This is a genomic window from Planococcus notacanthi (assembly GCF_030407825.1).
Lineage (GTDB): Bacteria > Bacillota > Bacilli > Bacillales_A > Planococcaceae > Planococcus > Planococcus notacanthi.
Genome location: NZ_JASDCQ010000001.1, coordinates 1284121 through 1298464, shown reverse-complemented (window position 1 = coordinate 1298464; position 14344 = coordinate 1284121). Strand labels below are relative to the sequence as shown.

Sequence of the window (14344 nt, the reverse complement as noted above, 5' to 3'; positions counted from 1 at the left end):
TGTTTCATAATGATAGTGCTGTGTTTTACACACCCGAGGAGGAAGTTTACATATGAAAGCAAGAGGTCGCATTATCGCCTTTTTCTTACTGGTTATTGTACTGATAGGAATCATTGGCACCACAAGTTTACCCATCGCTAAAGACATTCGGCTAGGCCTGGACCTGCAGGGCGGCTTTGAAGTGCTCTACGAGGTGGAAACCTTAGATGGCAAGGAAGTTACGGAAAAAGTACTGACGGATACAACAGATGCGTTGATGAACCGGATCAATGTATTGGGTGTCAGTGAACCGGTCATCCAGATTGAAGGGGATAACCGGATCCGTGTCCAATTGGCGGGAGTAGAGGATCAGTCTTCAGCACGTGAGTTACTGTCGACTGAAGCAAACCTGACTTTCCGTGATGCTCAAGATAATTTGCTGCTTTCCGGAAATGACCTGAAACAAGGTGGAGCCACCGGAACGTTCGATCAGAACGGCAATCCGATTGTCACACTGGAATTGAACGATCCCGGCAAGTTTGCGGAAGTGACGGAAGAAGTTTCCCAGATGCCCGCCCCTGACAACGTGTTGGTCATCTGGCTTGATTTTGAAGAAGGCGTGGATTCCTTTGCGGAAGAACGCATGAAGGCAGACCCGAAATTCGTCTCGGCACCAAGTGTGCAGCAACGGATTTCATCACCATCCGTTGAAATTTCGGGATCGTTCACTGTGGAAGAAACACAGAACCTGGCAGGAATCTTGAATGCCGGTGCGTTGCCGGTAAGCTTGACGGAAATCTATTCGACTTCTGTCGGAGCCCAGTTCGGTGAACAGGCACTCGACCAGACCATAGTCGCTGCAGCAGTCGGTATTTCACTGGTTCTGCTGTTTATGCTGGTTTATTACCGCTTGCCCGGAATGGTGGCAGTCGTCACCTTATCGACCTATGTGTACCTGATCTTGCTGGTGTTCGAATGGATCGGCGGCGTTCTGACTTTGCCGGGAATCGCGGCAATCATGCTTGGTGTCGGGATGGCAGTTGATGCCAACATCATCACCTACGAGCGGATACGCGAAGAAATGCGTGTCGGCAAATCGGTTCAAGAAGCGTTTAAAGTAGGAGCCCGCTCTTCTTTCTCCGCGATTATCGATGCCAATATCACGACGCTGCTGGCAGCTATTGTATTGTTCTATTTCGGAACGAGTTCCGTGAAAGGATTTGCAACGCTGTTGATCATTTCCATTCTGGTCAGCTTCCTGACAGCTGTATGGGGCTCTCGCCTGTTGCTTGGGCTATGGGTCCACAGTGGTGTGCTTGACAATAAATTCGGTTTGTTCGGTTTGAAGAAATCGACTATCCATGCAAGAGAAGAAGGGTTGGAAATCACAGACCTTTCAACACGCTTTGACCGTTTTGATTTTGCGGGCCACCGCAATAAATTCTTCTTGGCTTCGATTGTCCTGATCATTGCAGGAATGGCCGTAATCGGTGTGTTCCGTTTGAACTTGGGCATCGACTTCTCCAGCGGTACACGTGTGGAAATCGCATCAGAAGCGGCGTTGTCGAAAGAGGAAGTGCAGACTTTCCTGGACGGCGCAGGCTATGAAACGGAAGATATCGTCATTTCGGGTGATGCATCCAATATCGGCGTAGCCCGGTTTAACGAGGAATTCAGTCAGGAAGAAATCAATAGCCTGAAAGCGGTCGCTGCAGAAGAATTCGGTGCAGAACCGAATATTTCGACCGTGTCGCCTACAGTAGGCCAGGAACTGGCTAAAAATGCATTGTATGCGCTGGCGATTGCCGCTCTCGGCATCATCATCTATGTAGCCTTCCGTTTTGAATGGCGCATGGGTGTAGCCTCGGTAGTGGCATTGATTCACGATGCATTCTTCATCGTTGCCGTCTTTAGCCTATTGCGGCTCGAGGTGGATATCACCTTTATCGCGGCAGTTCTGACAATTGTCGGGTATTCCATCAATGACACGATTGTGACATTTGACCGAATCCGGGAAAATATGAAACGTATGAAGAAAATCGATTCTTTCGAGCAGTTGGAAAAGGTGGTCAACGTATCGCTTCGCCAAACGCTTGGCCGTTCAGTCAATACGGTATTGACCGTGGTACTGGTGGTTATTGCGCTATTGATCTTTGGCGCGCCATCGATCACCAACTTCTCCATCGCCTTATTGATCGGTTTGATCGCGGGAACTTACTCTTCAATCTTTATCGCTGCCCAGCTATGGCTGGTACTGAAAAAAGGCGAGTTGAAGAAAAAAGGCCCGATCGACATCGAGAAGAAAGAGCAGGAAAGCAAATGGGGTTCTGACGAGCCTGTTGTATAAGTTTAGAGTTGAAATGGAACAGGGTATAGTTACTATGACCTTGTTCCATTTTTTTATTTTGAGAGGAGAATCCACAATGAAGTTACAATGGCTTATTTTAATTGGACTTGTATTTGCAGTAATTATTGCGGTGTTCGCCGTTGTCAACGTTGACGAAGTGCCTGTCAATTACGTATTTGGTGAAGCTGAATGGCCATTGATCCTGGTTATCCTGGCATCTGCATTGCTTGGATTTTTGCTCAGCGGTGTGTTGGCGATCATCCGCAACTACCAGATGCAACGTAAAGTAAAGGCGCTGCAAAAAGAAATGGCGGTCAAAGAAAATCTGATTGCCACACAGCAAAATGAAATTGGGGAGTATCAGAAAGCCGGTGTAGTGCCGGAAGCCCAGGTCGTCACCAACGAAGAACAGACTAAAGAGCAATTCTGAAAAAATGAACCTTTCGGTGTAGTTGCCGAAAGGTTTTTGTCTGTGAATTTTTGCTGTATAATGAATCGGTGAGGAAGTGATACAGATGATTGAATCCAAAAAAAGATGGCGTTTGACGACGCCCGATGAACAGACAGTTGAGGAAATCCGGAAAGAATTGAATATATCGTCCGTATTGGCAAAAATTTTAGTGACGCGCGGACTGGATACTGCAGAAGCAGCCCGTACGTTTATGGAAATGGACGTCAGCGGCATACATAATCCATATTTGATGAAAGATATGGATGTGGCAGTCGAACGGATCCGCGCAGCCATCGATAAACAGGAAAAAATTGTTGTCTATGGCGACTATGATGCGGATGGCGTCACCAGCACGACTGTTATGATGACCGTGTTGCAGGACCTGGGGGCAGATGTATCTTTTATGATCCCCAATCGCTTTAAGCACGGGTATGGGCCGAATACGGAATTATTCCAGCAGGCGTATGACAATGGCACAAAACTGATTGTGACTGTCGATAACGGCATCTCGGGCATCGAACAAGTCGATTTCGCCAATGGATTGGGAATGGACGTCATCATCAGCGACCACCACGATATCGGGGAGGCTTTGCCAAACGCGCTTGCGGTAGTCCATCCGCGCCATCCGGAAGGCAATTATCCGTTCGGAGAGTTGGCTGGTGTCGGCGTGGCATTTAAAATGGCACATGCCTTATATGAAGAAGTTCCTGATCATTTGATTGAACTGACAGCGATCGGTACGGTGGCCGACCTGGTTCCGCTTCACGGTGAAAACCGGTTGTTCGTCAAAGAAGGCTTGGCCGCGTTGATTGATTCGCCGAGTCCGGCGATTGCCGCATTATGTGAAGTGGCGGGCATCAAGCAGCAGGACATTACGGAAGAAACGATCGGTTTCATGTTCGGCCCGCGCATCAATGCCATCGGCCGTCTGCAGGATGCAGATCCGGCTGTGCAGATGTTCCTGACTGATGATGCAGCGGAAGCGCGTTCACTGGCTTCCGGACTGGACGTATTGAACAAAGAGCGTCAGGCCATCGTCAAGCAGATATCAGAGGAAGCGATGCAGCAAGTGGAGCAGCGCTATCCGAATGGTTCACCACGTGTCATCGTGGTGGCTCAGGAAGGCTGGAATCCAGGAGTTGTCGGCATCGTGGCTTCGAAACTGACAGAGAAATTCTACCGCCCGTCGATTGTCTTGTCGCTGAATCCGGAAACCGGCAAAGCGAAAGGATCTGCCCGCAGCATCGAAGGGTTTCATTTGTATAACGAGCTCGCCAAGAACCGGGACATCCTGCCTCATTTCGGAGGGCACCCGATGGCAGCCGGTATGACCCTGGAAGCGAAAGATGTCGACGAATTGCGCGAACGGCTCAACAAACAGGCCGAGACCAGCCTGACGGAAGAGGATTTGTTGCCGGTCGTGGAAATTGATATTCCGCTCCGTTTGGATGAAATCGATATTACAGCCATCGAATCGATGCGTCTTCTGGCGCCATACGGCATGGGCTTTGCCAAACCGAAATTTTACCTGGAAGGCGTCAAAGTGGCATCTATCCGCAAAATCGGAGCTGCGCAAAATCACTTGAAGATGGAATTGACGCAGCATGCCGCTTCACTGGACGCCGTCGGTTTCGGTATCGGACCGGTCGGTGACGAGTTGACCCCTGATGTCAAAATCGACGTGATCGGTGATTTGCAGATCAATGAGTGGAACGGCCGCAAAAAGCCGCAGCTGATGGTGGAGGATGTCCGAACGGATCAATGGCAATTGTTTGATATCCGCGGCATCCGCCAAGTGTCGCGCTGGTCGAAGCTGATTCCTCAGGAAAATCAGGTTTACTTGGCTTTCAAAGAAGAAACGCCGGCTCTTTTCCAGTCATTCCTGTCGCAGCCGATCTGCATGGCTTCTCAATTGGACGAACTTCCCGGCAACCAACATCACATGGTGCTGTTGGACTTGCCGGAATCGGAAGAACAATTGGCTGAAGTGCTGGCAAAATTGAAGCCGAAGCGCATCTATGCACATTTCCATGCCAAGGACTCTCAGTATTTTGAGCAGATTCCGACCCGTGAACAATTCAAATGGTTGTTCGCTTTCATCAAGAAACGCGGCACATTCGATTTCAATAAACATTGTGACGAACTGGCAAAACACAAAGGTTGGACACGGGATGCATTATTTTTCATGCTGCAGGTGTTTTTTGAACTCGGTTTTGTTACACTTAACAATGGCGTTACCGAGATTGCACAATCGCCGAGCAAAAAGGATTTGTCGGAAGCGCCGATCTACAAAAAGCGCGAACAGCAGATTGCCCTGGAGCAGAAGCTTTTGTATGCGTCTTATAAAGATTTAAAAGAGTGGTTCGATGCGAAAGTGTCTGCCAAGGAGGAAGAAATATGGATTTGAAGAAGTACATCACTATTGTTGAAGATTGGCCGAAACCAGGAATCCAGTTTAAGGACATCACTTCGTTGATGGACAATGGAACTGCCTATAAGTATGCAACAGACCAGATCGTTGAATACGCAAAAAAAGTAAATGCTGAAATTATTGTAGGACCGGAAGCACGCGGATTCATCATTGGATGTCCAGTTGCTTATGCACTTGAGCTTGGCTTTGCCCCTGTCCGCAAAGAAGGAAAATTGCCGCGCGAAGTTATTCGTGCACAATATGGCCTTGAATACGGATCTGATGTGTTGACTATGCACAAAGACGCCATCAAACCGGGACAGCGCGTCCTGATCACGGATGACTTGCTTGCTACAGGCGGAACAATCGGCGCGACAATCAATCTGGTTGAAAAACTGGGCGGAATCGTCGTCGGCTGCGCATTTTTGATCGAACTGACTTATTTGGATGGCCGCAAGAACTTGAACGGCTATGACGTAACGACTTTAATGCAATATTAATAACGAATCTCTTCGCCTTTTGGGGCGGGGGGATTTTTTTCTAGCATCAAGGGTATGGATACATAATAACTGGATTGTGGAGGTGACTGGAAAATGAAACTGGAAAAAGATCACGACCCCCGATTAAATGCTGCATGGATCAGCCAATACTTGGATGATCGCACACCTCTTGAAAAAATTACCCGCGAAACTGAACAATTCTTTACAGCCATCAAAAAAGATTTTGCCCTCAGCGAACACGCACAGCGAAAAATGACGTTCACCGAAAGATTGTGGTCTTTGTTTGCTGAACCGTTCTCGATTGAAGATGAGCACAATTTTGGAACAAGAGTTGAAGGAAACCAGGCAGTACCTGAATGGAAAGATCGGTTGGATGCCGAATACCGCAAACTTGATGCGACGATTCAGCGCCGTGTCAATGTCCGGGATTACGGAGCTGTAGGAGACGGGGAAACGGATTGTACAGAAGCATTCAAAAAAGCTTTCGGCGCCGGGGCCGTGGAAGTGAAAGTCCCTGCAGGCGTTTTTGTAGTGGAGGGGTTGCGTTTGCCATCATGGACCCGTTTGGTCGGAGCAGGAAAAGGGCGTACCGTTTTAAAACTGCATCCGAAAGCTTCCCGAAAAACCCGGTTGCTGACAAACCGTAATTATGTATCCGGCAACCGCAATATTGCCGTGGAAAAACTGACTTTGGACTGGAATGTCGAGCGTCTCGGTGACATTGAAATGACCAGTGCTGGGGGGAACTATTCCAGTTGCCTGACCTATGCCCATGTCACATACGGTTGGGTCATAGACGTCGATGCGCTAAACCCAGGGCTTCATTGCTTCGATATTACGGCTTCATTATATAATTATGCAGGAGACGGATTGCGCGGGAAACGCGGCAGCCGCTTTGTCTGGCTGGACGGGGTAACGGGATCAGGATTCGGCGATGATGGGCTGACGACGCACCACAGCGACTATATTTTCGTTTCCAACTCTCATTTCTGCGATCCGAGCGGACGGGCACATAAGCGTGGATTCTCCAACTCCAATGGTTTTGAAGTGGATGATGGCTCAAGACATGTCTGGCTTTCCGATAATTCCAGCACGCGTTGCTTTGGCGGAATTGAAATTAAAGCCCATGCCAATTCTTCTGCTGCTTCTGGTGTCCATATTTCAGGGCATCTGTCGGTCCATGACAACCGTTCATTCAATTTCCGTCATATCGGCCACCACAAAAAAGAAGATCCCGAATCGCGTTCGGCTTTCAATATCCGCGCTCAGCGGCTGGTGTCGATCGAACCGATCGAAACTGCCCTTTATGAAGGGTCTGCGCCCCGCTCGCTGGTTGTTTCAGGCTACCGCAATGTTGCCATCAACCGTTTTCTGTTTGTCGGAAACCCGGATTACGATTATAAACGGCAGCCGGCAGCCGCTATTCAATACCGGGCTGCCTGTGTTTTGCTGGCCAATGGCGTCGTGAGGGACTTCACGACCGCTGGAGCAGACCTATCGATTGCAGGAGGCGAACAAAGCGCGCGAAATGTCAGGGTTCAGAATCTTGTCAGCCTGGCTTCGGCGGAACAGGCTGTAACTGTTGGCAGAGGCAGTGAACTGGTGCAACTCGAGGGCATCAGAAAGCGCAGTTCTCATTTATTGTGAATCGATGCTAAAAGGAGGAAATACCATGAGATTAGCTGGAAAGAAAGTGCTTAGTTTTGTTCATCATGAATTTGAAGATTTGGAACTTTGGTATCCGATTTTAAGGCTCCGCGAAGAAGGTGCCCATGTCGACATTGCCGGGGAAGAAGCGGGCGTCAATTATATCGGCAAATATGGCGTTCCCGCAAAATCCGACATGACATACGGGGAAGCTCTTGCCAATCAATACGACGCGATTTTAGTTCCCGGCGGTTGGGCACCTGATAAAATCAGGCGTTTTCCTGAGGTTTTGGAAATGGTTTGCCATATGGACGACCGGCAAAAGCCAATCGGCCAAATTTGCCATGCTGGTTGGGTGCTTATTTCCGCCAATATTTTAAACGGCCGAAAAGTCACCAGTACACCAGGCATAAAAGACGATATGGTCAACGCCGGCGCGGAGTGGCTGGATGAACCGGTTGTGGTCGACGGACATTTGGTGTCAAGCCGCCGGCCGCCGGATCTGCCGGATTATCTCCGTGAATTCATTAAAGTGATTGAGAACAGCTAACAAAGCTTTACATTTAGCCACTTTGTTTTTTATAATAGAAAGATATACTTTTGGAAAAATTTAAAGCAAGGTGGGCAATTATGGCGAAAGATCTAGTGAGAACAGCTGAAGATGTATTCGAGATGGTTGCGTCTTATATGAATGCCGAACACGTGAAAACGATTAAGAAGGCGTACCAAGTTGCGTACGATGCCCACATGGGACAGTTCCGGAAATCGGGAGAACCTTATATTGTGCATCCGGTGCAGGTGGCTGGAATCCTGGCAGAGTTGCAAATGGATCCAGCTACCGTAGCAGCGGGCTTTTTGCATGATGTGGTTGAAGACACGGAAGTCAGCCGTGAAGACATCGTCCGTGATTTTGATGAAGAAGTGGCAATGCTGGTCGACGGCGTGACCAAGCTGAGCAAAATCAAGTATTTATCAAAAGAAGAACAGCAAGCGGAAAACCACCGCAAAATGTTTGTGGCAATGGCACAGGACATCCGTGTCATTTTGATCAAATTGGCTGACCGCCTGCACAATCTTCGGACATTGAAATACCAGTCTGTCGAAAAGCAGCGCATCAAAGCAAACGAGACACTGGAAATCTTTGCCCCGATTGCGCACCGCCTTGGAATCAACACCATCAAATGGGAATTGGAAGATACCGCGCTGCGTTACTTGAATCCGCAGCAGTATTACCGGATCGTCAATTTGATGAAAAAGAAACGGACCGAACGGGAAGAATATTTGAATAACGTCATGGGGGAGATCCGCACGCAGCTCGACGAAGTCGACATCAAAGCGGATCTTTTCGGGCGGCCGAAACACATTTACAGCATTTACCGGAAAATGGCGATGCAAAACAAGCAATTTAATGAAATCTATGATTTATTGGCTGTCCGCATTACGGTCGAAAGCATTAAGGACTGCTATGCGGTACTTGGGATCATCCATTCCACGTGGAAGCCGATGCCGGGCCGCTTCAAGGACTACATCGCCATGCCGAAACAAAACTTGTACCAGTCGCTTCATACCACGGTCATCGGGCCTCAAGGGGATCCATTGGAAGTGCAGATCCGTACAGAAGAAATGCACCGGATTGCCGAATACGGGGTGGCGGCGCATTGGGCTTACAAAGAAGGCAAAACCATCGACAAGCCGAAAAGCTCCGTCGATTCGCGCTTGTCATGGTTCCGGGAAATTTTGGATTTCCAAAATGAATCCGATAACGCCGAAGAATTCATGGAGTCGTTGAAATACGACTTGTTTTCCGATATGGTCTATGTCTTTTCGCCAAAAGGCGACGTCATCGAAATGCCGGCTGGATCTTGTCCAATCGATTTTGCTTACCGTGTCCATTCGGAAATCGGCAATAAAACCATCGGCGCCAAAATAAACGGCAAGATGGCACCGCTCGATACCGAATTGCATACAGGGGACATCGTTGAAATTTTGACGTCCAAGCAATCTTTCGGACCTAGCCGCGATTGGCTGAAAATCGCTAAATCGACACAGACCAAAAATAAGATCAAGCAATTCTTCAAAAAGCAATTGCGAGAAGACAATGTCCAAAAAGGCCGCGATTTGATCGAGAAAGAAATAAAGTCGCAGGAGTTCCCGGTGAAAGAAGTGCTGACCAACGAAAACATCAAGCGCGTCTGCGAGAAGTTCAATTTTGCGGGCGAAGACGATATGTATGCGGCGGTCGGCTTTAACGGCATCACGGCACAGCAAGTCGTCAACCGATTGGCTGAAAAAATGCGCAAAAAGCGTGAGCAAGAAGAAGCCATCGAGAAAATCACCGTTGAAATGAAATCCAACACACCGAAAAAACAAACGGAATCAGGTGTCATCGTCAGAGGCATCGACAATATGATGATCCGCTTGTCCAAATGCTGCAACCCGGTGCCAGGAGACGATATCATCGGGTTCATCACCAAAGGCCGCGGGGTATCGGTACACCGCACCGATTGCCCGAATATCCATGCCGATGAAAACGATCGGCTGATTCCGGTTGAATGGGAAATCGACGGCGCAGGGGATAACAAATCCTATCAAATCGATATTGAAGTCCAGGCATACGACCGTACCGGTTTGATCAATGAAGTCATGCACATGGTCAGTGAAACGAAAACGACCATCACCGCAGTGAGCGGCCGTGCGGACAAAGACAAGATCGCAACGATCAACCTTTCCATTATGATTCCGCATATCACACACTTAAACCGTGTCGTTGAACGGATCAAATCGATCCCGGATGTGTATTCGGTCGAGCGTGTGACGAATTAAGGAGGCACTATGAGAGTAGTTCTGCAACGTTCCAAAAAAGCATCAGTGACAGTCGATGGCGATATAACCGGAGCCATCAGTTCCGGATATGTGCTGCTCGTCGGCATCACTCATGAAGATACAGAAAAAGACGCTGATTATCTGGCCGGCAAAATTGCCCAGCTTCGCCTGTTTGAAGACGAAGAAGGCAAAATGAATCGTTCGATCCTCGACAACGGAGGCGAGATCCTGTCGATTTCCCAGTTCACGCTCTACGGCGACGTCAAAAAAGGGCGTCGGCCAAGTTTCACGTCGGCTGCGCGACCGGAAACGGCTGAACCGCTTTGGCAGGCCTTTAACGACGCTTTGCGCCATCAAGGTCTCGTAGTCGAAACGGGCGTCTTCGGCGCTATGATGGACGTCCAATTGGTCAATGATGGCCCGGTGACGATTTTAGTGGAGTCTAAATAGAAAAATGTTGAGAAGTACGGGTGAAATGGCCTGTGCTTCTTTTTTTCGCTTGGATATAGGCGAATCCTGGGGTATACGCACGGATTGTGGCCGGATACGCTCGCTTTTTAAGAAATACGCACGTTCATAGGAAAATGCGCACGTTCAACAGATTTTGCGCACGTTCAACAAGAAATACGCACGCAACGCAAAATGCGCACAAAAAAAGCGCGGAGAAAAATTCTCCGCGCTTTTTTATCCCGCTTTTCTTCAGTGGAGAATGAAGAATCCCACTAATTAAAGTGTCTCTTTATTCGCCTAATTGGGCATCGAAATAATTGATGACGCCGGTGTAGAGGCCTAGCGCCGCTTGTTCTCTGAATTGATCGGTAGTCAGGACGCGTTCTTCGTTGAAGTTGCTCAGGAAGCCAAGTTCGACAAGAACGGCGGGCTGCCGGTTTTCACGGAGCACCAGGTAGTTGCCGCGTTGGACGCCCCGGTCATGCAAAGTCAATTTACCGCCAAGACCGGCATTCAGGTATTCGGCCAATTCTTTTTGGTAATCCTGCTGGTAATATGAGGTGAATCCAGAAATACTGCTGTCTTCAGTGGCATCGTAATGGATGCTGATAAAAGCATCTGCTCCAGCTTGGTGGCTTCCAGCTACACGTTTGCGGAGATCCACGTAAGTATCGGATTGCCGCGTCATGACGACTTCAGCACCTGCCGCGTTCAAATGGTGGGACAGGATTTCAGCTGTTTTCAGCGTCAATTCTTTTTCTTCTGTTTTGCGGACGCCGACTGTGCCGCCGTCATTTCCGCCATGCCCCGGATCAAGCACGATGGTGACGCCGTTCAACGTGCCTTTTTTGCGGTCAGGCACGTCTTTTTGTTCTTTTTCAACAATTGCTTCTTCTGCTGATACAACCCATTCAGCCACAAAGGCTTTTTGGCCATCCGGCAATGAAACGTGGTACCATTCGCCTTGTTTATCGATCACCACTAATTCGTCACCGGCATTCGCGCGGCTGGCAACTTCGGATGCAGTCGTTGCCTCAGTCCGCAGATTCGTGCCGTCGGTTAGGATTGTGACAGACTCATTGGTGTCATTCGTTACCGTTTCTGCGGTCTGATCGGACAATTGGCCATGAAATGCATAGACCCAGCCGTTTTTGTCTTTGGCCAATTGGATTTCAACCCAATTGCCTGCCATGGAAACGACAGGGAAAACTTCACCTTTATTGACCGTCTGTTGAATCTTCGAGCTGAGGTCGGGTTTCGAGCGGACATTTAATGCACTGACAGCAATTTCAAAAGAAGAGACTTTGGAAAGCGCATCTTTTTTCTCTTCCGGCTTTTCTTCGTCAGCCGGCTGCTCTTTTTTCGCTGCTTCGTCGGTTACATTCAAATACTGTTTGGACACGAACCCTCGTGTGTTGCGGAAATCGATTTCAACCCAGTCACCGGCTGTGCTGATCACCTGGGCTTCGTCGCCGGCATTCATTTTCGTCAATACGGCTGCCGAGAGATCAGCCTGCGCACGGACATTCAAGCCATTGACGGATGAAACGGCTGTCTGGCCGGCGGCTGTCTGTTCCTCGCCTTCGCCGGTCGTTAGCCAAGAAGCGATCCAGCCTTCTTTGCCATCAACCTGAACTTCCAGCCAGTCACCTTCTTTTGAAAGGACAGAAGCGGTCTGCCCCTGCTCCAAATCACCGGTTACGCTGTAAGACAGGCCGGGGCCTGAGCGGATATTGACAGTTGTTCCGGTAATTTCGACAGAGCCATTGTCAGCTGATACATGGTCTTGGTCCAACAGCGGAAAGCTGCTGGCTATGAATAAAAAGAATAATATAAGTACGATTAACCATTTGTGTTTCATTCAATACCTCCTAAAACAAAGTTCTCTACAATAGTATCAAAAAACTGACGCCTTGTGTCAAAAAGGTTGACAAGCTTCCGGTGAGTTATTAAGATTGATTTATCCCGCTTTAACGGGCAGTAAGACTCCTACTTAAAAAAGATGGAGATCCACTGCCCGTAACAGTCCGATTGAGGCCGACAGGATGTCGGTTACATAGGCGTTGCCGCAGGATGCGGCGTTCTTAGCCTATGTTCCGCTTTTCTTCAGTGCGGGATAAAGAATCCTCACTGAGTGAAGTTTCTCTTTATTATACTTATATATTTGCTGACGACGAAGAAAGTAATTGCATGATTTGGCTGAAAAGAGAAGGAAAGTCTTAGGCTGTAAACTTTCCTGCAGACAACTGTGATGAAAAACACTTTCGAGGCTTTTTTCTGAAAAGCGTATGCCGCCTAGTAGGAAAAAACGGAACCGGCCGTTACCCGGAATGAGAGGATGCATCATTTTGCATCAACTAGGGTGGAACCGCGGAAGCTAATACAGGCTCTCGTCCCTTGCGTAAAGCAAGGGACGGGAGCTTTTTTGTATGGAAAAACAGAGGAGTGAAAACATGGCTAACATTCAAGCACCACGGGGCACTTACGACGTGCTGCCCGACCAATCCGCCAAATGGCAGGAAGTGGAACAAAAGATCAATGATTTATGCAGGCTTTATCAATACAAGGAAATCCGCACACCGATTTTTGAGCATACGGAATTATTCCAGCGCGGTGTCGGCGACACGACGGATATTGTCCAAAAGGAAATGTATACATTCCAGGACCGTGGCGACCGTTCGCTGACATTGCGTCCGGAAGGCACAGCTTCAGTTGTCCGGTCGTATGTAGAAAATAAATTATTCGGCATGCCGGACCAGCCGGTGAAATTATTCTATACCGGCCCGATGTTCCGCTATGAACGCCCGCAGGCTGGCCGCATGCGCCAATTTGTGCAATTTGGCGTTGAAGCGATCGGTTCGAAGGATCCTGCAATCGATGCAGAAGTAATTTCACTTGCAATGGACCTTTACCGTTCTGTCGGTCTGAAACAATTGCGTCTGGTCATCAATTCGCTTGGTGACACGGAAAGCCGTGTGGCGCACAAAGAGGCGTTGATCCAACATTTTGAACCGAGCATCAATGAATTCTGCGGCGACTGCCAAACACGCCTTGAGAAAAACCCTTTGCGCATCCTTGATTGCAAAGTGGACCGCAACCACCCATTGATGGCTACTGCGCCGTCACTGGCTGATTATTTAAATGAAGAATCGCAGGCTTATTTCGATGAAGTGCAATCGTATCTGTCGAGCATGGACATCGACTTCGTAGTCGATCCCAACTTGGTGCGCGGCCTTGATTACTATAACCACACCGCCTTTGAAATCATGAGCGATGCAGAAGGTTTTGGCGCCATTACGACTTTGGCGGGCGGGGGACGCTATAACGGCCTTGTCGAAGATCTTGGCGGACCGGAATCTCCGGGAATCGGTTTTGCGATGAGCATCGAGCGCTTATTATTGGCGCTTGAAATGGAAAAAGTGGAAATCGGCCAATCCAATAACTTGGAAGTCTACGTCGTGGCGATGGACGAGTCGACGAAGAAAAAAGCTTTTTCAGTCGTTCGCGATCTGCGGATGAACGGCATTTCAGCGGATATGGATTTCACAGGCCGCAAAGTGAAAGCGCAGATGAAATCTGCAGACCGCAAAGGCGCCGGATTTGTCATTGTCATTGGCGAAACGGAGCTGGAAAGCGGAAAAGTGGCATTGAAAGAAATGGCGACGGGTGAACAACAGGAAATGGCATTCGAAGAAATCGCTGGAACCATATTGAAAAAGAAATCACTGGAGGAATAG

10 protein-coding genes and 1 other annotated feature are annotated in these 14344 nt (G+C 48.7%); of the genes, 9 read left to right on the top strand and 1 reads right to left on the bottom strand.

Features of this window, described 5'->3' with window-relative positions; translation table 11 throughout:
* Positions 1 to 52: 52 nt before the first annotated feature.
* From secDF to dtd, 8 genes are all read left to right on the top strand, one after another.
* Positions 53 to 2326 (top strand): protein translocase subunit SecDF, encoded by a 2274-nt coding sequence (secDF, locus tag QMA01_RS06350; RefSeq protein WP_290214548.1) that lies wholly within the window; start codon positions 53 to 55, stop codon positions 2324 to 2326.
* 76 nt (positions 2327 to 2402) lie between these two features.
* Entirely contained in the window at positions 2403 to 2756 is a 354-nt protein-coding gene (locus QMA01_RS06345; protein WP_191715946.1) for a LapA family protein, read from the top strand.
* A gap of 85 nt (positions 2757 to 2841) precedes the next feature.
* The gene (recJ, locus tag QMA01_RS06340; RefSeq protein ID WP_290214547.1) at positions 2842 to 5184 is read left to right on the top strand and encodes a single-stranded-DNA-specific exonuclease RecJ; all 2343 of its coding nucleotides are present in this window, start codon (positions 2842 to 2844) and stop codon (positions 5182 to 5184) included.
* Positions 5175 to 5687, top strand: coding sequence for an adenine phosphoribosyltransferase (locus QMA01_RS06335; protein ID WP_191715944.1), 513 nt, complete (start codon positions 5175 to 5177; stop codon positions 5685 to 5687). Before recJ ends, QMA01_RS06335 begins: the two co-directional genes overlap by 10 nt.
* Before the next feature lie 93 nt (positions 5688 to 5780).
* Entirely contained in the window at positions 5781 to 7334 is a 1554-nt protein-coding gene (locus tag QMA01_RS06330) for a glycosyl hydrolase family 28-related protein (protein ID WP_290214546.1), read from the top strand.
* Between the two features lie 25 nt (positions 7335 to 7359).
* Positions 7360 to 7884, top strand: coding sequence for a type 1 glutamine amidotransferase domain-containing protein (locus QMA01_RS06325; RefSeq protein WP_290185134.1), 525 nt, complete (start codon positions 7360 to 7362; stop codon positions 7882 to 7884).
* Between the two features lie 80 nt (positions 7885 to 7964).
* Positions 7965 to 10157 (top strand): RelA/SpoT family protein, encoded by a 2193-nt coding sequence (locus QMA01_RS06320; RefSeq protein WP_203339790.1) that lies wholly within the window; start codon positions 7965 to 7967, stop codon positions 10155 to 10157.
* Positions 10158 to 10166: 9 nt separating this feature from the next.
* On the top strand, positions 10167 to 10607 hold the full coding sequence (gene dtd, locus QMA01_RS06315; protein WP_191715940.1) for a D-aminoacyl-tRNA deacylase: 441 nt from the start codon (positions 10167 to 10169) through the stop codon (positions 10605 to 10607).
* Positions 10608 to 10896: 289 nt separating this feature from the next.
* On the opposite strand, the gene QMA01_RS06310 is transcribed toward dtd, so the two are convergent.
* Positions 10897 to 12468: an N-acetylmuramoyl-L-alanine amidase family protein gene (locus tag QMA01_RS06310; protein ID WP_290214544.1), complete on the bottom strand. Its 1572-nt coding sequence runs from the start codon at positions 12466 to 12468 to the stop codon at positions 10897 to 10899.
* A 300-nt stretch (positions 12469 to 12768) separates the two neighbouring features.
* Positions 12769 to 13008: a binding site (T-box leader), on the top strand.
* A gap of 52 nt (positions 13009 to 13060) precedes the next feature.
* Between QMA01_RS06310 and hisS the strand changes: the two genes are divergently transcribed.
* Positions 13061 to 14344, top strand: coding sequence for a histidine--tRNA ligase (hisS, locus tag QMA01_RS06305; protein WP_290214543.1), 1284 nt, complete (start codon positions 13061 to 13063; stop codon positions 14342 to 14344).